Genomic DNA, 25,109 nt, shown 5'->3' on the forward strand with positions numbered 1-25,109 from the left:
GAGGGAAGGGGGGCGGCACGGTGACCGAGGTCCTCCTGCTCCTCACGGCCCTCCTCCTCACCCTGGCCTGCGCGCTGTTCGTCGCGGCCGAGTTCTCGCTGACCACCGTCGAACGCGGTGAACTGGAGCGCGCCGCGGCGGCGGGCGAGCGGGGCGCCGAGGGCGCGCTGCGGGCCGTACGCCGGCTGACCCTCCAGCTCTCCGGCGCCCAGCTAGGCATCACCGTCACCTCACTGGTGATCGGCATGCTCGCCGAGCCGTCCCTCGCCGCGCTGCTGCGCGGGCCGTTGGAGGCGGCCGGCCTGGCCGGCGCCGCCCCGACCGTAGCCACCGTGCTGGGCGTGGCGCTCTCCACCGTCGTACTGATGGTCGTCGGTGAACTGGTGCCGAAGAACTGGGCGATCTCCCGTCCGCTGGCCGTCGCCAAGGTGGTCGCGGGCCCGCAGCGCGGCTTCACCGCCGCCTTCGGCCCGTTCATCCGCCATCTGAACGACACCGCGAACCGCTTCGTACGCCGCTTCGGACTGGAGCCCGCCGAGGAGCTCGACTCCGCGCGCAGCCCCGAGGAACTCGTCGCGCTGGCCCGGCACTCGGCGGCCAAGGGCGCCCTGGAGCCGGACTCCGCCGAGCTGTTCGTGCGCACCCTGCACCTGGGCGAGCTGACCGCGGAGAACGTCATGACGCCACGGGTCGACGTACAGGCCCTGGAGGCGCACGCGACGGCCGCCGACGCGGCGAACCTGTCGTACGCCACCGGCCTGTCCCGCTTCCCGGTCTACCGCGACAGCCTCGACGAGGTCATCGGCACCGTCCACATCCGCGACGTGCTGGCCCTGGAGCCCGAGCGGCGCCTGACGACCCCCGTCACCGAACTGGCCACCGAACCTCTCCTCGTCCCCGACAGCCTCACCGCCGACCGGCTGCTGGAGCGCCTGCGGGCCCACCGCACCATGGCCGTCGTCATCGACGAGTACGGCGGCACGGCCGGCGTGGCCTCCATGGAGGACATCGTCGAGGAGGTCGTCGGCGAGGTCCGCGACGAGCACGACCCGGTCGAGGTCCCCGACCTCCAGCCCGCCCGTGCGACCCGCGACGGGCGTGCGGTGTGGGAGGCGGACGGCGGCGTACGCCTCGACGAACTCGCCGGCATAGGACTGACCGCGCCCGAGGGGCCGTACGAGACGATCGCCGGCCTGATCGCCACCCGGCTGGCCCGGATCCCCGCCAAGGGGGACGTGCTCGACCTGGACGGCTGGCGGCTGGACGTCGTGGACGTGGACCACCACCGCGCCGACCGCGTCCGCATCACGCAGCCGGCGCCTGTCGCCGCCCCCGCGGCCCGGCTCACGGAGGACGCCCGATGACCGCGCTGCAACTGGCCATCGGCGCCCTGACGCTGCTGACCAACGCCTTCTTCGTGGGCGCCGAGTTCGCCCTGATCTCCGTACGCCGCAGCCAGGTCGAGCCACGCGCGAAGGACGGCAACAAGCGGGCGCGGATGACCCTGTGGGCCCTGGAGCACCTCTCCGCGATGATGGCCACGGCTCAGCTCGGCATCACCGTCTCCTCGCTGGTGCTGGGCGCGGTGGCGGAGCCGGCCATCGCGCATCTGCTGGAGCCGGCGTTCGAGACGGCCCACGTCCCGCACGCCCTGGTCCACCCGATCGCGTTCGTGATCGCGCTGACGGTGGCCACGTACCTCCACATGCTGATCGGCGAGATGGTCCCGAAGAACATCGCGCTGGCGGCCCCCGTCCCCACCGCGCTGCTGCTCGGCCCGCCGCTGGTCGCCCTCACCCGGGCGCTGCGGCCGTTCGTCTTCGGCATCAACGCCTTCGCCAACGCCCTGCTGAAGCTGCTGCGCGTCGAACCGAAGGACGAGGTCGAGGCCGTCTTCACCGACGACCAGCTCGCGCGCATGGTCGTCGAGGCGGGCGAGGCCGGACTGCTCACCCCGTCGGACGGCGAACGCCTGCGTGACGCCCTGGAGCTGGGCACCCGCCCGGTCGGCGAGATCCTCGTCCCCTCCCAGCGGATGCGGACCGTGGACGCGTCGATCACCCCGGCCCGGCTGGAGCGGGTCGCGGCCGAGGCGGGCTACTCCCGCTTCCCGGTCACCGCACCCGACGGCACCGTCCTCGGCTACCTGCACATCAAGGACACCCTCGGCACGACCGACCGAGACCGCCCGTTCCCGCCGGCCACTCTCCACCCGGTCACCCGGGTCCGCATCGACACACCCCTGGACGACACACTGACGGCCCTACGAGCCGAGGGCAGCCACCTCGCCGCCGTCCTCGGGGAGGGCGGCAAGGTGATCGGTTTCGTGACGATGGAGGACGTCCTGTCAGAACTGGTGGGCCCGGCGCCGGCGGGGGTGTGAGGGGAGGACGGGGCCCTGTTGTGATTCCCGTTGGGGGGAGGGCGGGGCCGTGCCGTGATTCCCGTCGGGGGGAGGACGGGGCCCTGTTGTGATTCCCGTCGGGGGTTGAGCGAGGGCCCGCCGATGTGTTTAGGGTGCTGGCAATGCTGCTCCCCACACACGCCACACCGGTACCAGAGGCCACTGCCGCACCGGAGGGACGACAGGACTCCCTGCCGTCCGCGGAGGCGGGGGAGAGACGGGCACCGACGGGGCAGCGGGTGCCGGGACCGGCACTCGCACCGGCACCGGCATTGACACAGGCACCGGCACTGACACCGGCACCGGTTGCCGCGTCGGGACCGACGGGGCGGGACCCTTTCCTGGACAACGCCAAGTACCTGGCGATCCTCCTGGTCGCGGTGGGCCACGCGTGGGAGCCCCTGCGCGAGGGAAGCAGGACGATCACCGCCCTGTACACGCTCGTGTACGCCTTCCACATGCCGGTGTTCGCCCTGATCGCGGGCTATTTATCGCGAGACTTCGAGGCGACCCCGAGGAAACTCGCCGGCCTGCTGAAGCGCACGGTGCTGCCCTACGTGGTCTTCGAGACGGCGTACACCTGCTTCACCCGCTGGAGCAGTGAGGACCCCGACCGCCCGATCACCCTCCTGGACCCGCTCTACCTGACCTGGTTCCTGGCGGCGTTGTTCATCTGGCGCCTGACCTCACCGCTCTGGCGAACCCTGCGCCATCCACTCCCCCTGGCCCTCACGATCGCGGCCCTGGCGACACTGTCCCCGACCGACGGCAACGACCTGGACCTGCAACGCGTCCTGCAGTTCCTGCCGTACTTCGTACTGGGCCTGTGCCTGAGGCGGGAGCACTTCCGCCTGCTCCACCGCCGCGAGGCCCGCCTCCTGGCAGCCCCGCTCTTCGCCTGCGCGTTGCTGCTGGCGTACTGGGCGGTGCCGAGGATGAACTACGCCTGGTTCTTCCACAACGACAGCGCGACGGCCCTGGGAGCACCGGCCTGGTCGGGCCCGATCATGACACTGGCCACCTTCGGCTGCTCGGTACTGCTGACGGCAGCTTTCCTGGCCCTGGTCCCGAGGGACAGAAGGTGGTTCACCACGCTGGGCTCAGGCACCCTGTACGCCTACCTGCTCCACGGCTTCATCGCCCAGGCAGCCGAACACTGGGGCTGGTACACCTCACCCTGGCTCCACCACCCGACGGGCGTGGCAACGGTCACGCTGCTGGCGGCGGCAATCATGACCCCACTGTGCGCACCGCCGGTGACGCAGACCCTCAGCACAACGCTGGAACACCCAACAAGACGGGTTGCCCGCCGCTGAGCCCCTACCGGGCGGCCCCGCCTTTTCGAGGCTTCCCGTGCACCCTCATTCCCTGGGAGACCGCGACCTTGTTGTCGGAGGGCTCGGCTAGGTTGCGGGGATGACTGCTACGGATCCGCTTGTGCCGGCCCTCGCCGGGCTGGTCGTCGACGCCGTCTGGTTTCTCGAGAGTTGTGGTGATGACGAAGTCGACCCCGACTCGGCCGTGAAGATGATGGAAGGCGTGGGCGGCGAACTACTGCGACTGCCTCTGGACCAGCGTGACCGTCTCTTGCAGGTCCTCACCGACCTGGCCGAAGTAGAGCCGGATCCCGCGCGACGGGAGTTCTTGGAATCATTCCCCTCCGCCTGCGGCCTTGTCGAGGAACAGTAAGGCTGAGCCCAACGTCGTCTGGGAGAGCACCGCTTCAGGAGCGAGGTGGGGAGGGTGCGCCGTGAGCTGCGGCTTCCGGGCCACGGGCGATCGCTTCGAGTTGCCTGCCGCTCGCCGCTGTTCCCCGTGGTTTCCCGCTCGATCCGGCACGGTGGCACGGCACGTAACTCTGTGGCCGCGTTGCGGCGTCCCGCCTGATGATTGGTCCCATGGATGTTGTTGTTCAGCGGATACGCACGTCGTGGACGAAGAAGTCGCGCGGCGGCCCTGGAGCTGCTCGCAGAAACGCCGCACCAACGGCCTTCTCGCTGCCCCCGCGCTTGAATGCCGCCCTTCACGAGGTCGCCATGCAGGAGTCCGACTCCTTCGAACCTCACGTCCAAGTACGGGATCTGTCGGCACCCGGGACGATCCTTCGCGAGGTTGACGGGCTGCTGCGAGTGGACCCGCCAGAGGTGAGCATGTTCGCCATGCCACGACGCGATCGGCGCCCGCCTGGCGTTCGCCTGGCTCCCGGCCAGTGGCTGCAATGGCAGATCAACCACCGGTTCGTCGGCCGTTGTGACGGTGCCTGGTTCTATCGACTGGAAACGTTCAACATCGTTTATGGCTCTGCGGCGCCCGACGTGTTTCTGGGTGTGCCGTCACGCCGTGTAGACGAGCGTCGGGCTCTGCGCTGAACTCTGCGGCGCCGAATCCCCCGTTGCCCACGGACGGCACGGGACGAGAGCCCGAGCCGTCTCATGGTGGCGGGACCTTCTGATCCGTAGCTCTACAGAGATCGGTCACACTGGTCAAGCGGGCGCCCGCGCACGGGTCAAGAGGTCAGGGAACGTTGGTGACGGACTCGCAGCGCCGGGCGACGTCGTGGTTGCCGGCTTCGCCGTCGCAGGAGTCGGTGTTCGCGCCGCCGTCCAGGAGATCGTTGGCGGGGCCTGCAAAGATGGCGTCGTTGCCGGTGTCGCCGCGCAACACGTCCCGGCCGCCGGCCGTGCCGACGCTCGTGTCTCCGTCGAAGTTCACGTTGTCGCCGAAGAGGATGTCGTCGCCGCCGCGTCCGTGGATCACGTCCTTGCCCGCGACCGTCCGGGAGGCATCGCCGACCGAGCTGTCCCCGAAGAGGAGCTCGTCCGCCGTGCCGCCGGTGATCCGGTCGTTGCCCGCCCCGGTCGCCCGCCCGCCCGCAGGGTCGCCGATGTTGTGGTCGCCAATGGCGAAGATGCCGCCGTCGGCGCCGAGATCGATGATGTCGTCGCCGCCGTTTCCATGGACGCCGTCGATGCCTTCGCTGTCCCCGATGATGTTTTCGGCGGTACCCGGTCCGGAACGCAGTACGTCGTCGCCCGCTCCGGTTCCGGAACCCTGGAAGGGCGCGGCCGAGTCGCCGAGCAGGCCGTCGTTGCCGTTGCCGCCGTCCAGATAGTCCCGGCCGCCGCCCTTGGCATTGCCGCCGAGGGCCACGCTGTCGCCGGTGATGTGCTCTTCGTCGCCGTCTTGGCCGTAGATCCGGTCGTTGCCCCCGCCCTTGGCGTTGCCGTCGGCGTCGCTCTCCGAGTCGCCCACCATGAAGTCGGCTCCGTCACCGCCGTACATGACGTCGTCGCCGCCTCCTTCGGCGTTGCCGTTGTCGCTCTTCGAGTCACCCACCATGTCGTCGTCGCCGCCACGGCCGTACAGGACGTCCTTGCCGCCGCCCTTGGCATTCCCGCTCAAGACGGAGACGTCACCGCGGATCGCGTCGTCGCCTTCACCGCCGTCGATCCGGTCGTTGCCGTGGCCGCCGATCAGGCGGTCGTCGCCACCGAGGCCGCAGATGAGGTCGTTGCCGCCGCGTCCGTCGATCACGTCGGCCCCTGTCGAGCCGACGATGACGTCACGCCCCGGCGTACCGGTGAGGGTGCCTGCGCCGGTGAGCGTCGCCCGAATGCCGAAACAGGTGGAAGGAGCGCCTACAGCGGTGGCCGCCGGAATTCCCAGCGTGATCAGAGCCGCCGAGACGATGCCGGCCGTGAGGAGCCGAACCATGCAGGACCTCCGGGCTTGAAGGGGTGACAGGAGGAGGTCTGCCTCACCTCACAACGCTTCGGACAGACGTGAATCCGTTTGCCGCACGCCGTCCCTCGAACGGTCCAGCGGGCATGGCACGGCCGTGATCACAGCAAGAAGCAAGTTCTTCCGGAAGTGAAGGGCCGGGTCTCTGACCTGCTGCCGTGTAATCGATCAACGCTGCGACCTGTGACTCAGCTGTCGGTGGTTGTCAGCGGTGGTCGTCGCCGGGCATCCCCGCACGGCCCGGAGACGGCCCGAACGGGGGTGCCTGCTGGCGGGCCGCCTGGAATCAGCGCGCGAGGCGACCTGGTGGAAGTTCGGGAGTCCGCCAGAACTCAGGGCACTCCCGCCGGCCCCGGCTCCGGAGCCCGGTGAAGTCTTCAGGAGGGCTTATGCGGGTGAGCCGGATCGCTGAGCAGGTCGCGGATCCAGTCGTGCTTGTTGCCCGGGTCGAGATCAGCCAGGAATTCGGGGCGTGTGCCTTCCCAGCTTCGGGTGGCACGGGGCGCAGCCTGGGTAGCGACGTCTGTTCGAGTCTCGTCGTTCTTGCAGCGAACCAGGAGGATGGCTGCGTCCGGGCCTGCTCCGGCGAGGATCGCATGAGCGGCTTCGTCATCCGATGCGACCCGGCCCTTGCGCGTGCGGGCGGCGTGACCTCCACGTACGACAGCCTTCAACATCGACATAACGCCTAGGAACCCGACGATCAGCGCAAGGAGGACGGTGAGGAGGGCGCTTACGACGCCCCCCGCCGTCACCACCCGCGACTGCGTGACTTTCAGCGAATCGTCCTTGTTCCGGCTGATCACGAAAGCGGCCACGTCGCCCCGCCGCGCCTTCTTACGGAACTCCCGCCCGAGTGACGCGAGCATCAACTCGGCGGCGTGGCGGCTCTCGAAACTGGCCACCACCACCGATTCGTGCACGGCGGAATGTGCTGCGGACGCCATGGTTCAAGTATCGCCCCGGTCTGCAGCGGGTGAGCCGGGCCCTGCGCCGCCGCTCGTCCTCGACCACCTCGGTCCCCACCGGGATGGGAGCTCCCTACAGACACCACGACGAGCCGGCACCCGCCAACGGAGCCCTCTTGAATCGCTCGGTCAAGCGGGCCATGGGCGTCCATCCAAGGCGCTCGCCTTCGTCCAGGCTGAGACCGCCCTGAAAGGGGCCAAAGGGACCTCGATGTACGCGTACATCGTCGTCGCACTGCTGACCGGAGCACGTACCGAAGAGCTGCGAGCTCTCACCTGGGATCACGTCTTCCCGAAGGGACGTCCCGAGTTCGATCCGCCGCAGCCCCCGCACATCGCCGTGTGGCGATCGATCCGGCGAAGTGGGGACACCAGGACCCGGAAGTCCCGGCGCACGCTCGCCCTGCCGACGCGCTGCGTCGAAGCTCTCTGGCAGCAATTCGAAGATCAGGGATGGGATCGGCTCACTCTGGGACGGCGGTCACGGAGGAGCTCTACCGGAAGCAAATCCGGCCTGTGATCCAGATCGGGGCCGTGGTCATGGACGGCATCTTCAAACAGGGCCCGGAGGAGAGTCACGCAGATAGACACGCACGCAGAAACAGGTCGAGCACCTACGGAATTCGTAGGTGCTCGACCTGGTGTTTCAGCTGTCGGGGTGGCGGGATTTGAACCCACGACCTCTTCGTCCCGAACGAAGCGCGCTGCCAAGCTGCGCTACACCCCGATGTCGCTGCTTGTCGCGGCGACGACGTTTACTTTAGCCCACTGGTGGCTGGAGACGAAATCCGGTTTTCGGGGCGTGGTGGGCGCGGTGGCGGAGTGGGTTTGGGCGGGCGTGGTCGAGGACCACGAGGAGGATGGCCAGGGCGTAGATGGCGAGGCCGATGAGGAGGGCGTTGCCGAGAACGCTCTTGTAGCCGTGCCGGGCCACGTCGAGGAACGGGTAGAGGTAGCGGGCCGGCGTTCCCGGGACGAGGTACTCGCCTCGGGCGAGGGTGAAGGTCAGGTAGGCCAGGGGGTACAGGAGCCACGTCGTCGCCTGGCGCAGGTGCAGGTGGCCCGACGGTGTGAGGAGCAGCCAGTCCAGTAGGGCGGCTATGGGAGTAACCGTGTGCAGGACCTGGGTGGTGATCGCGTGCCAGCCCGTGGGGGCGGTCGCCGTGCCGGTGAGGACGCCTGGCAGGGCGTAGGAACTTCCCTCGTTCGCCAGGAGCAGGTGGTAGACGAGGCCGGTCGTCACTGCGTAGAGCAGCGTGGCGCCCGTCAGGGTCGAGGGGAGCGGGCGGCGCGCGAACCACGCGAGGCGGGCCGAGAGCGCGAAGACCAGGGCCAGCAGGATGTTGCTCTGGATCGCGAAGTGGCTCAGGGTGCGCAGGGGGCTGCCGAGGACCAGTTCCACGGTCACCGCCGCGGCCGCCACGAGGGCCACCAGCAGGCGGAACACTGCGGCCGGGCGGCGGGGGGTGGGAGCCACCACCGCCGTGGCGGGGACGTGGGAGGGAAACAGGACGGGTATGCCCGGTATCGCGGGTATCTCCGGGATGTCCCTGGGTATCGGGGCGGTCATGCCCTCACGCTAAGCAGCGTGGGCGAAATGGGCGATATGGATGGTCTGGGTGGGTTACGGCGGCGAGGGTGAGGGTGAGTGCGCAGCCCCGGCAGCCCGGCAGCCGCGGTGGACTCGCAGGTACGGCATCCACGGCATCCACGGCAGGTACGGCAGCCCACGGTGGGCGCGCGGGTACGGGACTTGCGGCAGTCTCAGCTTCTGCGTTGCCGCGCGGCCTACCGGCTACCTCCGGCCCGCCGGCCTTATCCCGACCTGCTCCCGGCCTGCCGACCTGCTCCCGGCCCCCCCGGGCACCACTCCCGGCCCACCGGCCCCACTCCCGGCCCGTCGACAGTCCCGACGCACCGATGACCCTCGACGCACCGGTGACCCTCGACCCACCGATGACCCTCGACCCACCGATGCCCCTCGACCCACCGATCACTCCAGGCCCAGCAACTACTCCCGCCCCACCAACGTCAGCAACGTCGCCTCCGGGGGACAAGCGAAGCGGAACGGTGTGTAGCGGCTGGTGCCGCAGCCTGCGCTGACGTGGAGGTAGGACCTACGGCCCTCCGCCGCGTGCCTGGACAGCCCCCTCGCCCGGTCCGTGTCCAGGTCGCAGTTGGTGACCAGGGCGCCGTAGAAGGGAATGCGGAGCTGGCCGCCGTGGGTGTGGCCGGCCAGGATCAGGGGGTAGTCGTCCGCCGCGAACGCGTCCAGGACCCGCAGGTACGGCGCGTGCACCACGCCCATCGCGAAGTCCGCTGCGCCCGACGGACCGCCGGCCACCCGCTGGTACCGGTCCCGCTTGATGTGCGGGTCGTCCACGCCGGTCAGCTCCACCGACATGCCCTCGACCTTCAGCGTGCCGCGGGTGTTCGTCAGGTTCAGCCACCCCGCCGCGTCGAAGCCGTCGCGCAGGTCCTCCCACGGGTTGTGGACCGCGCCGACGACGGGCGCGTTGCCGTTCAGGCCGTGGCGGCCCTGGGCCTTCTCCAGCAGGTACCGGGCCGGGTTGCGCAGCGTCGGGCCGTAGTAGTCGTTCGAGCCGAAGACGTACGCGCCCGGGAACTCCATCAGCGGGCCCAGCGAGTCCAGCACCTCCGGCACGCCCTCGGGGTCCGACAGGTTGTCACCCGTGTTGATCACGAAGTCCGGGCGCAGGCCCGCCAGCGAACGCAGCCAGCGCTGCTTCTTGCGCTGGCCGCCGACCATGTGGATGTCGGAGACCTGGAGCACCCGCAGCGGCCGCATCCCCGCCGGCAGGACGGGGATCGTCACCCGTCGCAGGCGGAAGGAACGGGCCTCGAAACCCGCCGAGTACAGCAGTCCGGCGGCCCCAACCGCCGTGATTCCCAGGGGTACTCCGTATCGCGCGCGCATACGACCATCGTGTCAGACCGGCGCAGCGCTCCGTGCCAGGCGGCCGCCCCCTCCTGGCGGGCCCGCCGCCTTCCGTACGGCGTCCTCCCGCACGCCCCTTGAAATCAACGGGCGTTCCGCGTGCCACACCTGCGACAATCGACGTCATGACCACGCTCAAGTCGAAGCTGCAGGAAGACCTCAACGCCGCGATCAAGGAGCGCGACGAGCTCCGCTCCTCGACGCTCCGGCTGACGCTCGCCGCGATCACCAAGGAGGAGGTCGCGGGCAAGGAGAAGCGCGTGCTCTCCGACGACGAGGTGCAGAAGGTGATCACCCGCGAGGCGAAGAAGCGCCGTGAGGCGGCCGAGGCGTTCGCGCAGGGTGGTCGTGCCGAGCAGGCCGAGCGGGAGAAGGCGGAGGGCGAGGTCCTCGCCACGTACTTGCCGAAGCAGCTCAGCGACGACGAGCTGAACGAGATCGTCGCCCAGGCCGTCCATGAGGCCAAGGCGGCAGGCGCGGAGGGCCCCCGGGCCATGGGTGCCGTCATGAAGATCGTGAACCCGAAGGTCGCCGGTCAGGCCGAGGGCGGTCGCGTGGCCGCGGCGGTCAAGAAGCTCCTCGCGGGCTGACGCTCCCCGCCCGGCGACGTGGGCTGACGCTCCCCGTCCGGCGACGAGGGCGCACGCTCCTCGCCCGGCGACGTGGGTTGACGCTCCTCGCCCGGCGACGAGAGGGTTGCCGCTCCCCGTCCGGCGACGAGGGTTGCCGCCCCCCGGCCCCCCCGCCCGGCAACGAGGGCGGACGCCCCCGCCCGGCGGCCAACGGCCGACGCCCCCACTCCGCGGTCCCACCAACGCCGACGGCCCCCGCCCCCTCCGTACGAGGGGACGGGGGCCGTCGCAGTACTACGGCGCTCAAGTCACCGGCTACGAGCTGCGCCCCGCAAGGCCGCCCAGGTCACGGCCGCCTCAGCCGCGCCCCCCAGTGCCGTTCCCGTTCGTCTGGCCCTGCCACCAGCCCTCGGGGATGGAGAAGGTCGGCGTCGGTTCCGTGCCTCCGTCGGCGCCACCGTTCCCGCCATTGGCACCGTTGCCGCCGCCGTTGTCCCCGCCGCCGAGCAGGCCGCCGATGAGGTTGTCGCCGTTGCCGTTGTCGTCATCGTCGTCGTTGCCCCGGCCCTTGTCACGGCCCTTGTCGCGATCCTCGTCCTCGTCCGGGATGTGGATCGTGTTGAACTCGTCGACCGGCTTGCCCTCCAGCGCGCCGAGCATGGCGTCCCGCCAGATCGGCCCCGGCACCCTGCCGCCGTAGACCAGGTCGTTGTACACACCGCCGATGTAGATGTTGCGCATCTTGACCTTCTGGGTGGCACTGCCGACCCAGACGGCACCGGAGAGGTTCGGCGTGTAGCCGACGAACCAGGCGTTGCGACGCTCGTCCGTCGTACCGGTCTTGCCGGCGCTGTCGCGGTCGGTGAGGCCGGCCTCCTTGCCGGTACCGGAGTCGACCACGCCCTGGAGCAGGCTGTTGACGGTGTCAGCGGTCTGCTCGGACATCGCGCGAGAGCAGGTCGACTTAGGCACCTCCAGCGACTTCTGCTGGCCGCCGACCTTCTGCGAGATCGACTCGATGGCGATCGGCGTGCAGTACATGCCGCGGGAGGCGAAGGCGGCGTACGCGCTCGCCATCGTCAGCGGGGACAGGCCGATCGAACCGAGGGCGATGGCGGGCTTCTCGGGGAGCTTGTCGCCGTTGCCCTGGCGGACCTGGAGCTTGTCGGTGATGTTGACCACCGGGCACAGACCGATGTCGGCGATCATCTGCACGAAGTACGTGTTGACCGACAGCTCCATCGCCTTCTTCAGGCGGTAGGGGCCGTGCTCCGACTCGCTCTCGTTCTCCAGCTTCTCCTTACGCAGGTTGGTCCACGGCGCGCTGTCGCACGTCTGGACCGGGCTCGGGTACTCCATCTGGTACGGCGACGAGTACTGCTGCGTCGGCGGCCGGCCCTCCTCCAGCGCGGCCGCGGCGACGAACGGCTTGAACGTCGAACCGGTCGGGAAGCCGAAGTTGGAGCCGCCGTACTTGGAGTCGACCGAGTAGTTGATCTCGGTCTCGTTCTTGCCGAAGCCGAAGGGCTTCGACTGGCCCATGCCGAGGATCTTGCCGGTGCCGGGCTCGACGAGGGTGGTCGCGGCGGCGACCTTGTCGTCCTGGTAGACGTGATCCTTGAGCGAGGCCTGGACCGACTCCTGGGACTGCGGGTCCAGGGTCGTCGTGATGGTCAGACCGCCCTGGTTCCAGATCTTGGCGCGGGTCTCGCGGTTCTTGCCGAAGACCGGCTCGCTGAGGAAGACCTTCTCGACGTACTTGCAGAAGAAGCCGGCGCCCTTGACCGCGGTGATGCAGCCGTTCTTGGGCTTGCTGACCTTCAGCCCCAGCGGCGTCTCCTTGGCCTTGTCCGCCTCCGCCTGGGAGATGTCGCCCATGTCGGCCATGCGCTGCAGGACGGTGTTGCGACGCTTGGTGGCCTCGGCCTCGTCGTTGACCGGGTCGTAGCGGCTCGGCGACTGGACGATGCCGGCGAGCAGCGCCGCCTCCTGGACCTTGAGGTCCTTGGCGGACTTGGAGAAGTAGCGCTGGGCGGCGGCCTCGACGCCGTACGCCTGCTGGCCGAAGAACGTGATGTTCAGGTAGTTCTCGAGGATCTTCTTCTTGCCGAGCTCCTCCTCCACCTGGATCGCGTACTTCAGCTCCTTGATCTTGCGGCCGAGGGTCTGCTGGGTGGCCTGGGCGACCTTCGTCGGGTCGTCGCCGGCCTCCTCCACGAAGACGTTCTTCACGTACTGCTGCGTGAGCGTCGAGGCGCCCTCGCTGACGCCGCCGCTCTGGGCGTTGCGGTTGAGGGCGCGCAGGACGCCCTTCAGGTCGACCGCGCCGTGCTGGTAGAAGCGGGCGTCCTCGATCGCGACGATCGCCTGCTGCATGTACGGCGAGATGTCCTTGAGGTCGACGACCGTGCGGTCACGTGAGTAGACCGTGGCGATCGTGCCGCCCTTGGCGTCCAGGATCGTGGTGCGCTGGCTCAGCGGTGGCGTCTTGAGGTTGGCGGGGAGTTCGTCGAAGCTCTCGACGGATCCCTTGGCCGCGAGCCCCAGTGCGCCGACGGCGGGCAGCGCGATACCGGCCAGCACGGCTCCCGCGAGCACACTGACACCGAGGAACTTGGCGGCCTGCTGCGTCGGCGACAGACCACCGCCCGAGCGGTTCTTTGGCATGGGGGCAGCCTAAACCGTAGACATGAGCGAACCGAGAGCCGATCGCGCGCGAGCCCGGCACGGCGACGTGAGCCAGGCCATGCGTGCGGATGCGGCCCATTCGCCGGACAGGCGTACAGGCCTTGGCCTAAGCTGCTCTCAACTGTCACAGCAGTGCGGCCACGTATCAATACGTCCGGCGACCCCGAATCGTTCTGGCGGTAGCCCACTTTTTTGGTGGGGGCGTGTCCGAATCCGCCTTGTGTGTCATTCGGCGTCCGTTGTGACTCAACTGAACTGTCCTGGTTTGCCGGGAAAGTCACGCATGTCGCCAGCTCACTCCCCCGGGTGATCTGCCGCTTACGCATAGTCCGTTCGGGCCATTCAAGATTGGGCCCGAAGGGGGTGTTGCGCTGTGCCCACCTTCCGTAACGTCCTCAACTGGCGGCGGTGAATATGCCGCTGCCGCCGTGGGGGAGCCTCGATTCGGGAGAGGACGGCGCCGGTATGGGCTGGGTTACCGACTGGAGTGCGCAGGCGGCCTGCCGCACTACCGATCCGGATGAACTGTTCGTTCAGGGAGCAGCGCAGAACAGGGCCAAGGCGGTGTGCACCGGATGCCCGGTGCGCACGGAGTGCCTGGCGGACGCGCTGGACAACCGCGTCGAGTTCGGCGTGTGGGGAGGAATGACGGAGCGCGAGCGCCGCGCACTGCTGCGCAGGCGGCCGACGGTCACGTCGTGGCGCCGGCTGCTGGAGACGGCACGCACGGAGTACGAGCGCGGCGCGGGTCTGCTGCCGCTCGACGACGACGAGGTGTACGAGAACTTCGCGGCGGTGGGCTGAGGGGGCCTCGAGGGCTCTCCTCGGGCGGATCCGGCAGGTCTGCCTTGTCAGACCTCGGGATCGGGCAGCTCCGGCCGATGGGCCGCGAGCCGGTTCCCGATGTCGCGCAGCCCTGTGAGGTCATGCACATCGCCGGGCAGCGCGGCCACTTCGGCCACCGCCACCTCGGGGTGGAGCGCGGTGAAGCGGTCACGCGTGCGCTGCTCGCGGGAGAGCAGCTGCATGCGCTCGGCGTGCAGCCTCAGCAGGCTTGCTGTGAGCTGGTCGACGGACCGCTCCACATGCGCCCGTGGCTCGTCCGTGGCTGCGGTGTGCTCCAGGTCCGTGACGGCGGGGGAGCCTGCGTCTGGAGCCGGTGCCTCGGAAGCGGCTGATTCTGAACTGTCGTACGTGTCGGGGGAGTTACGAAGTCCAGCTTTCCCGCCCTCCTGATCCACAATGCGGGGCTCTTCAAGATTTTCCGCGGCGGCGAGCGCCCGCTCGGCAGACAGCCGGTCGGCGCCGCTGCCGTGGACCCGGTTGAGCACCAGACCCGCGAGCGGCATGTCCTCGGCGGCCAGCCGCTCCACGAAGTACGCCGCCTCCCGCAGCGCGTCCCGCTCCGGCGCCGCCACGACCAGGAACGCTGTCCCGGGCGCCTGGAGCAGCTTGTACGTGGCGTCCGCGCGCGTACGGAACCCGCCGAACATCGAGTCCATGGCCGCCACGAAGGTCTGTACGTCCTTCAGCAGCTGACCGCCGAGCAGCTTGCCGAGCGCGCCCGTCATCATCGACATGCCGACGTTCAGGAACTTCATCCCCGCACGTCCGCCGACCTTCGCCGGGGCCAGCAGCACCCGGATCAGCTTCCCGTCGAGGAACGAGCCCAGCCGCTTGGGGGCGTCCAGGAAGTCCAGCGCGGAGCGGGACGGCGGGGTGTCCACGACGATGAGGTCCCACTCGTCCCGGGCCCGCAACTGGCCCAGCTTCTCCATCGCCATGTACTCCTGTGTGCCGGCGAAGCCCGCGGAGAGCGACTGGTAGAAGGGGTTGCCCAGGATCGCGGCGGCCCGCTCTGGGTCCGCGTGCGCCTCGACGATCTCGTCGAAGGTGCGCTTCATGTCGAGCATCATCGCGTGCAGCTCGCCGTCGCCCTCCACGCCCTTGACCCGGCGCGGAGTGTTGTCCAGCGAGTCGATGCCCATCGACTGCGCGAGCCGGCGGGCCGGATCGATGGTCAGCACGACGACCTTGCGCCCGCGCTCGGCCGCGCGCAGCCCCAGCGCCGCCGCCGTCGTGGTCTTGCCTACGCCGCCTGAGCCGCAGCACACCACGATGCGGGTCTTCGGGTCGTCGAGCAGCGGATCGAGGTCGAGCACGCGCTGGGCGGAGAGATGGTGGGGCCGACGGGCCGCGTCCTGTGTCTGGGCCGGTTCCGGACGACTCATGACATCCCCTGCTTCCGACGTACCGCGTACGGCTGCTGGCTTTCCGCGTACGGCCTCCGACTTGTGAACGGACTCATGACAGGCCCTGTTCCCGCAGCTCGCCCGCGAGTTCGTACAGGCCCGCCAGGTCCATGCCCTCGGCGAGCAGCGGCAGTTCGTGCACCGGCAGCCCCGACTCGTCCAGGACCGCACGCTGCTCCTGCTCCAGCGCGTACCGCTCGGCGTACTCGTCGGCCTGCGCCAGCAGCGGGGTCACCAGCTTCTCGGCGTTCCCGCCGCGCCGGGCCCCACCCAGCCCGGCCGAGGACAGGGCCTTGGCCACGGCCGTGCGCGGGACACTGCGCACGAGTTCCAGATCGGCCGCGTCCAACACCTCCGGGCGGACCATGTTCACGATGACCCGGCCCACCGGCAGCCGCGCCGCCCGCAGCTCGGCGATCCCGTCCGCGGTCTCCTGGACGGGCATCTCCTCCAGCAGCGTCACCAGGTGCACTTCCGTCTCCGCCGACTTCAGCACCCGCATCACGGCCTGCGCCTGATTGTGTATCGGCCCGATCCTGGCGAGCCCCGCGACCTCGTCGTTGACGTTCAGGAAGCGGGTGATGCGGCCGGTGGGGGGCGCGTCCATGACCACACAGTCGTAGACGAACCGTCCGGCCTTGTCCTTGCGCCGCACGGCCTCGCACGCCTTGCCGGTGAGGAGTACGTCCCTGAGCCCCGGGGCGACGGTGGTGGCGAAGTCGATCGCGCCGAGCTTCTTCAGGGCCCGGCCCGCGCCGCCCATCTTGTAGAACATCTGGAGGTAGTCCAGAAGGGCCAGTTCGGGGTCTATGGCGAGGGCGTACACCTCCCCGCCCCCAGGAGCGACGGCGATCTTCCGCTCCTCATAGGGCAGCGCCTCTGTCTCGAAGAGCTGCGCGATGCCCTGCCTGCCCTCGACCTCGACGAGAAGCGTCCGCTTCCCCTCCGTGGCGAGGGCGAGCGCGAGCGCGGCGGCGACCGTGGTCTTTCCGGTCCCGCCCTTGCCGCTGACGACCTGGAGCCTGCTCACATCTTCGAGCCTAACCAGTCGGTGCGCCGACCACGCAGCAGCCTGTGGATAACTTGAGTGCGGTCGGCCGCGTGGCGGCTTGTGGCCAACGGATAAAGTCGGCCACATGACCAAGTGGGAATACGCAACCGTGCCTCTGCTCGTCCACGCCACGAAGCAGATTCTGGACACCTGGGGCGAGGACGGCTGGGAGCTCGTCCAGGTCGTGCCCGGGCCGAACAACCCCGAGCAGCTCGTGGCCTACCTGAAGCGGGAGAAGGCGTGAGCGCGGCCGAGGCGAAGCTCGCCGAGCTGGGCCTGAGGCTCCCGGAGGTCGTGCCGCCGCTGGCCGCCTACCAGCCGGCGGTCCAGTCCGGCGTGTACGTCTACACCGCCGGCCAGCTCCCCATGGTGGAGGGCAAGCTTCCGGTCACCGGCAAGGTGGGCGCGGAGGTCACGGCCGAGGAGGCCAAGGACCTCGCCCGCATCTGCGCGCTGAACGCCCTCGCGGCCGTGAAGTCCGTGGCGGGTGACCTGGACCGCATCGCGCGCGTGGTGAAGGTCGTGGGCTTCGTGGCGTCGGCGTCCGACTTCACGGGCCAGCCGGGCGTCATCAACGGCGCGAGCGAGCTCCTCGCGGAGGTCCTCGGCGACAAGGGCGTCCACGCGCGCAGCGCGGTGGGCGTGGCGGTGCTGCCGCTGGACGCGCCGGTCGAGGTCGAGGTCCAGGTGGAGCTGACGGGGGCGTAGGCCTCCGGCGGTCAGGCCGTTGTGCGGCGGCCGTCGTATACGGCTGGGCTGCCCATGGCGGTCGTTTGCCGGTCGTTGTGTCGCAGCAGCCTGTCCGGGTGTCCGGGTGTCCGGGTGTCCGGGTGTCCGGGTGTCCGGGTGTCCGGGTGTCCGGGCAGGCTGAGCGGCGTGACGGCGTGACGGCGTGGTGTCGTGGCGCCGGGAAAATGAGCCGCTTCCGGGGCTCCTGGCAGGGCACAGTGGGCCCATGACCGAGACGGTTCCGCGCAGAGGGCTCGATGACCAGGGGTACATCGCCCGCGAAGGGGCTCTCGGGCGGGTCGCGCGGGACTTCAGGCCCGTCGTCGCCGCCGCGCGGGACGGGCTGCTCGACGTGTTCGGGGCGCGGTTGGACAGCGCCTACCTCTACGGGTCGATCCCGCGCGGCACCGCGCGCGCGGGGCACAGCGACCTGGACCTGCTGGTCGCCCTGCGCGCGGAACCGACCGAGGCGGACCGGGCCGACGCCCGTGCGCTCGACGAGGCGCTGGACAAGGAGTTCGCGCAGATCGACGGGGCGGGGACGCTGCTCAGCAGCCGCAGTCGCCTGCTGAGCGACCTGGAGACCTACGACGGCGGCTGGTTCGTCGCCTGCCTGTGCACGCCCCTGCTGGGGGACGACCTCGCCGAGTATCTGCCGCGCTACCGGCCCGACACACTGCTCGCGCGCGAGACGAACGGCGACCTCGGTCTCCTGCTGCCCCGCTGGCGGGCACGGATCGACGGCGCCGACGACAGCGACGACGCCCGCCGGCCGCTCGTCCGGTTCATGTCGCGGCGTCTGGTGCGGACCGGGTTCACGCTCGTCATGCCCCGCTGGGGCGGGTGGACCAGCGACCTCGGGGAGATGGCGGAGGCATTCGGGACGTACTACCCCGCGCGGGCCGAGCAGCTGCGGACGGCGGCCGTGCTCGGGGACGAGCCGACGGCGGACGCGGGCGTTCTGCGGTCGTACGTCGAGGATCTCGGGCCGTGGCTCGCCGAGGAGTACGCGCGCGTGCACGGGATCAAGGCCCCGCGGCCCGACTGAGGATTGACTGGGGCTCGCCTCCTGACCCGCGGCCCGCGGCTCCCGGCTGCCGGGCCCCCGGCCCTGGCATCGGCTAGATGATGCCGTGCTCCTCCAGGTAGTCCAGCTGCGCTCGCACCGACAGCTCGGCCGCCGGCCACAGGGAGCGGTCGACGTCCGCGTACACATGGGCGACGACCTCGCCCGGAGTGCCGTGGCCGTCCTCGACCGCAGTCTCGACCTGGGCGAGCCGGTGGGCGCGGTGGGCGAGGTAGAACTCGACCGCGCCCTGCGCGTCCTCCAGGACCGGCCCGTGGCCCGGCAGGACGGTGTGCACGCCGTCGTCGACCGTGAGGGACCTCAGCCGGCGCAGCGAGTCCAGGTAGTCGCCGAGGCGGCCGTCGGGGTGCGCCACGACCGTCGTGCCGCGGCCCAGGATCGTGTCGCCGGTAAGGACGGCGCGGTCGGCCGGGAGATGGAAGCAGAGGGAGTCGGCGGTGTGCCCGGGAGTCGGTACGACGCGCAGCTCCAGGCCGCCGACGGTGACCACGTCACCGGCGCCGAGGCCCTCGTCGCCGAGCCGGAGCGCCGGGTCGAGGGCACGCACGTGCGTGCCGGTCAGCTCGGCGAAGCGGGCAGCGCCCTCGGCGTGGTCCGGGTGGCCGTGCGTGAGGAGGGTCAGGGCCACGCGCTTGCCGGCCTTCTCGGCCGTCGCGACGACGTTGCGCAGGTGTCCGTCGTCGAGCGGGCCGGGGTCGATGACGACGGCCAGGTCGGAGTCCGGTTCGGAGACGAGCCAGGTGTTGGTGCCGTCCAGGGTCATCGCCGAGGCGTTGGGGGCAAGGACGTTGACGGCGCGCGGGGTCGCTGGGCCGGAGAGGACCTCGCCTCGCGGCTGGCCGGGGAGGGCTGCTGCGTCCGTCATGCGAGGGGGCCTTCCGGGGCGGGGGGTGCGGTGGGCGCGGTAGGCGTTCCGGGCTTTGTGGGCGCCGGGTGCGGGGTCATGCGGGGGTTCCGCCGGTCGGGATGTGCTTGGTGAACTCGTCGTGGCCCGGCCAGGCGAGCACGATCTCGCCGTCCTCGCCGAGACGGGCCTGGGCGAGGACGGGGGTGAGGTCGCGGTCGGGGGCTGCGGTCAGGGTCTGGGCGGCGCTGTCGTACGGCGTCAGCTGACGCAGTGTCGCGATGGTCGGCGGCATCATCAGGAGTTCGCCCTTGTCGTACGAGGCTGCGGCGTCGGTGGGGCGGATCCATACTGTTCGGTCGGCTTCGGTCGAGGCGTTGCGGGTGCGTTGGCCCTCCGGGAGGGCGGCTACGAAGAACCAGGTGTCGTAGCGGCGGGGTTCGAACTCCGGGGTGATCCAGCGGGTCCAGGCGCCCAGGAGGTCGGAGCGGAGGGCCAGACCGCGGCGGTCGAGGAACTCGGCGAAGGAGAGGTCGCGGGCGACGAGGGCGGCTCGGTCGGTCTCCCAGTCCTCGCCGGTGGTGTCGCCCACGACGGAGTCGTCGGTGGGGCCGGCGAGAAGTACGCCGGCTTCCTCGTACGTCTCGCGTACGGCGGCGCAGACGATGGCCTGGGCGGCGGCTTCCTCCAGGCCGAGGCGCCTTGCCCACCACGCGCGCGTGGGGCCCGCCCAGCGGATCTGCTGCTCGTCCCGTGGGTCCACGCCGCCGCCGGGGTAGGCGTAGGCGCCGCCTGCGAAGGCCATGGAGCTGCGGCGGCGGAGCATGTGTACGGACGGGCCGGTGTCGGTGTCCTTGAGCAGCATGACTGTGGCCGCCCGTTTCGGGGTGACGGGGGTGAGACTGCCGTCCGCGAGCGCGCGGATGCGGTCCGGCCACTCCGGTGGGTACCACTGCCCGTTTGCCATGGGCGGAGGCTATCTCGTGACGCGCGGATGTTCGAGGGGTGCCTGCGGCGGCCGGTGCGGGGTGGGTGGGGGGTTCGCGTAGCGCCCGCGGCTGGGCGTGAAACAGGGCCCCACCTCGGATGAGGCAGGGCCCTGATGTCGTACGGGCTAGCGGGAGCGCTTTGCCAGGCGTTCGACGTCCAGCAGGATCACCGCACGGGCCTCCAGACGGAGCCACCCTCGCTGCGCGAAGTCCGCCAGCGCCTTGTTGACCGTCTCGCGCGACGCGCCGACCAGCTGGGCCAGCTCCTCCTGCGTGAGGTCGTGGACGACGTGGATGCCCTCCTCGGACTGCACGCCGAAGCGGCGGGAGAGGTCGAGCAGCGCGCGGGCCACACGGCCGGGGACGTCCGAGAAGACCAGGTCGGACATCGCGTCGTTGGTGCGCCGCAGCCGGCGGGCGACGGCGCGCAGGAGCGCGGTGGCCACCTCGGGGCGGACGTTCAGCCAGGGCTGGAGGTCGCCGTGGCCCAGGCCCAGCAGCTTGACCTCGGTCAGCGCGGTGGCGGTCGCCGTGCGCGGGCCCGGGTCGAAGAGGGACAGCTCGCCGATGAGCTCTCCGGGGCCGACGACGGCGAGCATGTTCTCGCGGCCGTCGGGGGAGGTGCGGTGAAGCTTGACCTTGCCCTCGGTGACGACGTAGAGCCGGTCGCCCGGGTCGCCCTCGTGGAACAGGGAGTCGCCACGGGCGAGCGTCACCTCACTCATGGAGGCGCGCAGTTCCGCGGACTGCTCGTCATCGAGCGCCGCGAAGAGCGGGTTGCGCCGCAGAACGTCGTCCACGAGTTCTCTCCTTGTCGACCTGCTCAGGGGATCACTCCCCTGTGTATCAGGGGACCGTGCTCCCCATTTTGCCGGACGGTCCAAACAGTGTGATCTGTCACAAGGATGCCGCACAGGTGTCCCGAGGTAAGCGGCAGGGGTCCAATTGGGGGCTGATCTTCAGGGTCCGGGGCGGATGTCAGTGCCTGGCTTTAGGCTGGCCGGGTGTCCAAATCGCCGGTGAGAGCACAGGCCAAGGGGGCTGGGCGGGTGGTTGTACGTCGGGATTCCGCTGTGGGCGAACAGGACCCCGGTGGCGGAAGGAAAGCGGCAGAAGCGGCGAAAAGGGCGTCGGGTGGCGCGGCAGCCGGTGGCCGGAAAGCGGCGGCAGCCGCCGGGGCTGGTGCCGCTGAGAAGGCCGCCCCTGCGAAGAAGAAGGCCGCCCCTGCGAAATCGCCGGCCGCCAAGAAGACGGCCGTCAAGAAGACGGCCGGCGCAAAGACGGCTGCCAAGAAGACGGCGACCACGAAAGCAGCCACCAAGAAAGCCGGCGCCACGAACGTGAGCACCAAGAAGGCGATCAAGAAGAAGCCCGTTGCCGTGCCCGAGAAGGGCACCGCCGATGTGAAGGGCGCCTCGGGCGTGAAGACCGTCTCCGCCAAGCCTCCCGCCACCGAGTCCCGCGCCGCTCTCGTGCGCCGTGCTCGCCGTATTAACCGTGAGCTCGCCGAGGTCTTCCCCTACGCCCATCCCGAGCTGGACTTCGACAACCCCTTCCAGCTCGTCGTCGCCACCGTGCTGTCCGCCCAGACCACCGACCTGCGCGTCAACCAGACGACACCGGCCCTGTTCGCCAAGTACCCGACCCCCGAGGACCTGGCCGCGGCCAACCCGGAGGAGGTCGAGGAGATCCTGCGGCCCACCGGGTTCTTCCGGGCCAAGACCAAGTCGGTCATGGGGCTGTCGAAGGCTCTGGTGGAGAACTACGGCGGTGAGGTCCCGGGGCGGCTCGAAGAGCTCGTCAAGCTGCCCGGCGTCGGCCGCAAGACCGCCTTCGTCGTGCTCGGCAACGCCTTCGGGCGGCCCGGGATCACCGTCGACACCCACTTCCAGCGGCTCGTGCGGCGCTGGCAGTGGACCGAGCAGACCGACCCGGACAAGATCGAGGCCGAGATCGGCGCGCTGTTCCCCAAGAGCGACTGGACCGACCTCTCGCACCACGTGATCTGGCACGGCCGCCGTATCTGTCACGCCCGCAAGCCCGCGTGCGGCGCCTGCCCCATCGCCCCGCTCTGCCCGGCGTACGGCGAGGGCGAGACCGATCCGGAGAAGGCCAAGAAGCTCCTCAAGTACGAGAAGGGCGGCTTCCCCGGGCAGCGGCTCAACCCGCCCCAGTCCTACCTGGACGCGGGCGGCAAGCCGGCCCCGCCGCTGGGGGCCGGATGACGGGGCGGGCACAGAACTCGGGGACACCGGCCGGTCGTCGTACGGTCGTCGGGGCTCCGTTCCTGCGGGTGCGGGCCGGTGGTCGTACGGTCGTCGGGGTTCCGATCTCGCGAGCGGGGGCCGGTCGTCGAGGTCTCGTCGCGGAACGATCTATGTGCCCTCGGGCGTTGGAGTGGGCAGGACGACGGGGGTGGCGATGAAGCGGGCGAGCGAAACACAGGACGGGCCGGTGGTGGTCAGCAAGGACGGGTTGCCGCAGTGGCTGGACCCGGTGGTGCGGGTCGTCGAGACCGTCGAGCCGTTGCAGCTGAGCCGTTTTCTGCCGCCGGAGAGCGGCGCGGGACGCCAGTCCGCCGTACTGATCCTGTTCGGTGAGGGCGAGGAGGGGCCCGAGCTGCTGCTCATGGAGCGGGCGAGCTCGCTGCGGTCCCATGCCGGACAGCCCTCCTTCCCCGGCGGCGCCCTCGACCCCGAGGACGGCGACCCGCAGGCCGACGGGCCGTTGCGGGCAGCTCTCCGCGAGGCCGAGGAGGAGACCGGCCTCGATCCGAGCGGCGTCCAGCTCTTCGGCGTCCTGCCGAAGCTGTACATCCCGGTCAGTGGCTTCGTCGTATCTCCCGTTCTGGGTTGGTGGCGTGAGCCCAGCCCGGTCTACGTCGTCGATCCGAACGAGACGGCACGCGTCTTCACCGTCCCCGTGGCGGATCTCACGAATCCGGACAACCGCGCCACCACCGTGCACCCCAGCGGCCACCGAGGACCGGCATTTCTGGTCGAATCGGCACTGGTGTGGGGCTTCACGGCCGGGATCATCGACCGTCTGCTCCATTTCTCGGGCTGGGAGCGGCCCTGGGACCGGGGGAAGCAGGTCCCGCTCGACTGGCGGTCATGACAGGGTGTCTGCCGTGCTGTGTCTTCCCGGGGGCCGTCGTGTCCGAAAGCCGCTGAGTGGCGGGCGGGGCCCGTGGCCGACCTGTGGTGAGCGAAGAGTGACGAGGCGAGGCTCGAACCGGTGAACGTGCTGGACATCCTGTTGCTGGTCGCCGCCGTGTGGTTCGCGATCGTGGGCTATCGCCAGGGCTTCGTCGTCGGCATCCTGTCGGTGATCGGCTTCCTCGGCGGCGGTCTCGTGGCCGTCTACCTCCTCCCGGTCATCTGGGACGCGCTGACCGACAACGCCGAGGTGAGCACCACCGCCGCCGTCGTCGCGGTCGTCGTCGTGATCGTCTGCGCCTCCGTCGGCCAGGCCCTGACCACCCACCTCGGCAACAAGCTGCGCCGGTACATCACCTGGTCCCCGGCCCGCGCCCTGGACGCCACCGGCGGCGCCCTCGTCAACGTCGTCGCGATGCTCCTCGTGGCCTGGCTGATCGGCTCCGCCCTCGCCGGGACCACGCTGCCGACGCTCGGCAAGGAGGTCCGCGGCTCCAAGGTGCTCCTCGGCGTCTCACGGGCACTGCCCGACCAGGCCGACACCTGGTTCGCGGACTTCTCCACCGTCCTTGCGCAGAACGGCTTTCCACAGGTCTTCAGCCCGTTCTCCAACGAGCCCATCAACGAGGTCCAGCCGCCCGACCCGGCGCTCGCCAACAGCCCGGTCGCCACGCGCGCGCAGCGATCCATCGTCAAGGTCATGGGCACGGCGACGAGTTGCGGCAAGGTCCTGGAGGGCACCGGCTTCGTCTTCTCCGACCGCCGCGTCATGACCAACGCGCATGTCGTGGGCGGCGTCGACGAACCCACCGTCCAGATCGGCGGCGAGGGCAAGCGGTACGACGCGACGGTCGTCCTCTACGACTGGGAGCGCGACATCGCCGTACTGGACGTACCCGATCTCGACGCGCCCGCGCTGAAGTTCACGGCCACCGACGCCGAGAGCGGCGACGGCGCGATCATCGCGGGCTTCCCGGAGAACGGCGCTTACGACGTGCGCGCCGCGCGCGTGCGCGGGCGTCTGCCGGCCAACGGACCGGACATCTACCACCGCGGCACCGTGCGCCGTGACGTGTACTCCCTGTACGCGACCGTCCGTCAGGGCAACTCCGGCGGACCGCTGCTGACGCCCGAGGGCAAGGTCTACGGCGTGGTGTTCGCCAAGTCCCTCGACGACGCCGAGACCGGTTACGCGCTGACCGCGGACGAGATCCAGGAGGACATCGTCAAGGGTCGTACCGCCAACCAGCAGGTGGACAGCGACAGCTGCGCACTGTGAGGCCGTGAGGCCGGGGCAGGCACGAGAGCCTGCCCCGGACGGTGGAGACGGTTGAAGAGCGTCGGCCTGTCAGCCGCGCGGGTGGCGCAGGCGCACCGAGACCCAGCGGGCCCGGCGGCGCAGAATACGCGGAATGCCTACCCGGAGGTCCGCGCCCGGCATTTGCGGGGCGCTGCCCCGCTGATGGGAGCTCAGCCCGCTGGCCGAGCGGCGATTGCGTGCTACGTCACTGTAGTCGTGCGTCCAGCCCATACCCCGACGTCTGCCCCTGCCCCATGGTCGATAACCGCCCCCAGGGCCCCCAATTGGCCTATGCGCGAGGCAATTGGCTGTTCGTAGGACAGGTGTTCAGTTCCGGATACCGGGCGCATCGGCGCGGTCACCGATC

The 25,109-nt window shown here is 70.1% G+C and carries 24 protein-coding genes, 1 tRNA gene and 1 pseudogene; 14 read left to right on the plus strand and 12 right to left on the minus strand.

Features of this window, described 5'->3' with window-relative positions; translation table 11 throughout:
* Nucleotides 1-20 precede the first annotated feature (20 nt).
* From PGH47_RS23465 to PGH47_RS23485, 5 genes are all read left to right on the plus strand, one after another.
* A complete protein-coding gene (locus PGH47_RS23465) occupies nt 21-1,364 on the plus strand; it encodes a hemolysin family protein (protein WP_271665092.1) in 1,344 nt (447 codons plus the stop codon).
* Nucleotides 1,361-2,383, plus strand: a complete 1,023-nt coding sequence (locus PGH47_RS23470; protein ID WP_271665093.1) for a hemolysin family protein — start codon at nt 1,361-1,363, stop codon at nt 2,381-2,383. The genes PGH47_RS23465 and PGH47_RS23470 overlap by 4 nt, the downstream gene beginning before the upstream one ends.
* Before the next feature lie 293 nt (nt 2,384-2,676).
* A complete protein-coding gene (locus tag PGH47_RS23475) occupies nt 2,677-3,720 on the plus strand; it encodes an acyltransferase family protein (protein ID WP_271665094.1) in 1,044 nt (347 codons plus the stop codon).
* Nucleotides 3,721-3,820: 100 nt separating this feature from the next.
* A complete protein-coding gene (locus PGH47_RS23480) occupies nt 3,821-4,093 on the plus strand; it encodes a hypothetical protein (RefSeq protein ID WP_271665095.1) in 273 nt (90 codons plus the stop codon).
* A 209-nt stretch (nt 4,094-4,302) separates the two neighbouring features.
* On the plus strand, nt 4,303-4,773 hold the full coding sequence (locus PGH47_RS23485; protein ID WP_271665096.1) for a hypothetical protein: 471 nt from the start codon (nt 4,303-4,305) through the stop codon (nt 4,771-4,773).
* Between the two features lie 145 nt (nt 4,774-4,918).
* Here PGH47_RS23485 and PGH47_RS23490 read toward each other — a convergent pair whose 3' ends face one another.
* Both PGH47_RS23490 and PGH47_RS23495 read right to left on the minus strand, forming a co-directional pair.
* Nucleotides 4,919-6,118, minus strand: a complete 1,200-nt coding sequence (locus PGH47_RS23490) for a calcium-binding protein (protein WP_271665097.1) — start codon at nt 6,116-6,118, stop codon at nt 4,919-4,921.
* 404 nt (nt 6,119-6,522) lie between these two features.
* Entirely contained in the window at nt 6,523-7,092 is a 570-nt protein-coding gene (locus tag PGH47_RS23495) for a hypothetical protein (RefSeq protein ID WP_271665098.1), read from the minus strand.
* Nucleotides 7,093-7,234: 142 nt separating this feature from the next.
* Here PGH47_RS23495 and PGH47_RS23500 point away from each other — a divergent pair.
* Nucleotides 7,235-7,680 (plus strand): annotated as a pseudogene (locus PGH47_RS23500) (hypothetical protein); the annotation flags it as partial.
* 86 nt (nt 7,681-7,766) lie between these two features.
* Here the strand turns inward: PGH47_RS23500 and PGH47_RS23505 are convergent.
* From PGH47_RS23505 to PGH47_RS23515, 3 genes are all read right to left on the minus strand, one after another.
* Nucleotides 7,767-7,840, minus strand: a tRNA-Pro gene (locus PGH47_RS23505).
* Between the two features lie 33 nt (nt 7,841-7,873).
* Entirely contained in the window at nt 7,874-8,683 is an 810-nt protein-coding gene (locus PGH47_RS23510; RefSeq protein WP_271665099.1) for a Pr6Pr family membrane protein, read from the minus strand.
* Between the two features lie 441 nt (nt 8,684-9,124).
* Nucleotides 9,125-10,051, minus strand: a complete 927-nt coding sequence (locus PGH47_RS23515; protein ID WP_271665100.1) for a metallophosphoesterase — start codon at nt 10,049-10,051, stop codon at nt 9,125-9,127.
* A gap of 146 nt (nt 10,052-10,197) precedes the next feature.
* Here PGH47_RS23515 and PGH47_RS23520 point away from each other — a divergent pair, with 146 nt between their 5' ends.
* The gene (locus PGH47_RS23520; RefSeq protein WP_271665101.1) at nt 10,198-10,662 is read left to right on the plus strand and encodes a GatB/YqeY domain-containing protein; all 465 of its coding nucleotides are present in this window, start codon (nt 10,198-10,200) and stop codon (nt 10,660-10,662) included.
* 339 nt (nt 10,663-11,001) lie between these two features.
* Here PGH47_RS23520 and PGH47_RS23525 read toward each other — a convergent pair whose 3' ends face one another.
* A complete protein-coding gene (locus PGH47_RS23525) occupies nt 11,002-13,311 on the minus strand; it encodes a transglycosylase domain-containing protein (protein ID WP_271665102.1) in 2,310 nt (769 codons plus the stop codon).
* Between the two features lie 486 nt (nt 13,312-13,797).
* Here PGH47_RS23525 and wblA point away from each other — a divergent pair, with 486 nt between their 5' ends.
* A complete protein-coding gene (wblA, locus tag PGH47_RS23530; RefSeq protein ID WP_030943388.1) occupies nt 13,798-14,136 on the plus strand; it encodes a transcriptional regulator WblA in 339 nt (112 codons plus the stop codon).
* Between the two features lie 47 nt (nt 14,137-14,183).
* Here wblA and PGH47_RS23535 read toward each other — a convergent pair whose 3' ends face one another.
* Both PGH47_RS23535 and PGH47_RS23540 read right to left on the minus strand, forming a co-directional pair.
* Complete coding sequence (locus PGH47_RS23535) at nt 14,184-15,563, minus strand: ArsA family ATPase (RefSeq protein ID WP_271665103.1); 1,380 nt, start codon at nt 15,561-15,563, stop codon at nt 14,184-14,186.
* A gap of 73 nt (nt 15,564-15,636) precedes the next feature.
* Entirely contained in the window at nt 15,637-16,614 is a 978-nt protein-coding gene (locus PGH47_RS23540) for an ArsA family ATPase (RefSeq protein WP_030943394.1), read from the minus strand.
* Between the two features lie 106 nt (nt 16,615-16,720).
* Here PGH47_RS23540 and PGH47_RS23545 point away from each other — a divergent pair, with 106 nt between their 5' ends.
* From PGH47_RS23545 to PGH47_RS23555, 3 genes are all read left to right on the plus strand, one after another.
* A complete protein-coding gene (locus PGH47_RS23545) occupies nt 16,721-16,879 on the plus strand; it encodes a DUF4177 domain-containing protein (protein ID WP_003967454.1) in 159 nt (52 codons plus the stop codon).
* Nucleotides 16,876-17,343, plus strand: a complete 468-nt coding sequence (locus PGH47_RS23550) for a RidA family protein (RefSeq protein ID WP_030943397.1) — start codon at nt 16,876-16,878, stop codon at nt 17,341-17,343. The genes PGH47_RS23545 and PGH47_RS23550 overlap by 4 nt, the downstream gene beginning before the upstream one ends.
* 247 nt (nt 17,344-17,590) lie before the next feature.
* Nucleotides 17,591-18,412, plus strand: coding sequence for a nucleotidyltransferase domain-containing protein (locus tag PGH47_RS23555; RefSeq protein ID WP_271665104.1), 822 nt, complete (start codon nt 17,591-17,593; stop codon nt 18,410-18,412).
* 73 nt (nt 18,413-18,485) lie between these two features.
* On the opposite strand, the gene PGH47_RS23560 is transcribed toward PGH47_RS23555, so the two are convergent.
* From PGH47_RS23560 to PGH47_RS23570, 3 genes are all read right to left on the minus strand, one after another.
* Nucleotides 18,486-19,316 carry an MBL fold metallo-hydrolase gene (locus PGH47_RS23560; protein ID WP_107904626.1) on the minus strand — a complete coding sequence of 277 codons (831 nt, stop codon included), beginning with the start codon at nt 19,314-19,316 and terminating at the stop codon, nt 18,486-18,488.
* Nucleotides 19,317-19,392: 76 nt separating this feature from the next.
* Nucleotides 19,393-20,262 carry an NUDIX hydrolase gene (locus PGH47_RS23565; RefSeq protein ID WP_271665105.1) on the minus strand — a complete coding sequence of 290 codons (870 nt, stop codon included), beginning with the start codon at nt 20,260-20,262 and terminating at the stop codon, nt 19,393-19,395.
* A gap of 147 nt (nt 20,263-20,409) precedes the next feature.
* On the minus strand, nt 20,410-21,084 hold the full coding sequence (locus PGH47_RS23570) for a Crp/Fnr family transcriptional regulator (protein WP_030943409.1): 675 nt from the start codon (nt 21,082-21,084) through the stop codon (nt 20,410-20,412).
* Between the two features lie 273 nt (nt 21,085-21,357).
* Between PGH47_RS23570 and nth the strand changes: the two genes are divergently transcribed.
* The 3 genes from nth (at nt 21,358) to PGH47_RS23585 (ending at nt 24,721) form a co-directional block, all read left to right on the plus strand.
* A complete protein-coding gene (gene nth, locus PGH47_RS23575) occupies nt 21,358-22,509 on the plus strand; it encodes an endonuclease III (RefSeq protein ID WP_443048527.1) in 1,152 nt (383 codons plus the stop codon).
* A 196-nt stretch (nt 22,510-22,705) separates the two neighbouring features.
* Nucleotides 22,706-23,401: an NUDIX hydrolase gene (locus tag PGH47_RS23580; protein ID WP_271665107.1), complete on the plus strand. Its 696-nt coding sequence runs from the start codon at nt 22,706-22,708 to the stop codon at nt 23,399-23,401.
* 120 nt (nt 23,402-23,521) lie between these two features.
* Entirely contained in the window at nt 23,522-24,721 is a 1,200-nt protein-coding gene (locus PGH47_RS23585; protein ID WP_126902868.1) for a MarP family serine protease, read from the plus strand.
* A 69-nt stretch (nt 24,722-24,790) separates the two neighbouring features.
* Here the strand turns inward: PGH47_RS23585 and PGH47_RS23590 are convergent, their stop codons facing one another.
* Complete coding sequence (locus PGH47_RS23590; RefSeq protein WP_093746816.1) at nt 24,791-24,973, minus strand: hypothetical protein; 183 nt, start codon at nt 24,971-24,973, stop codon at nt 24,791-24,793.
* Between the last annotated feature and the right edge of the window lie 136 nt (nt 24,974-25,109).

Source organism: Streptomyces sp. HUAS 31, assembly GCF_028198125.1.
GTDB lineage: Bacteria > Actinomycetota > Actinomycetes > Streptomycetales > Streptomycetaceae > Streptomyces > Streptomyces chartreusis.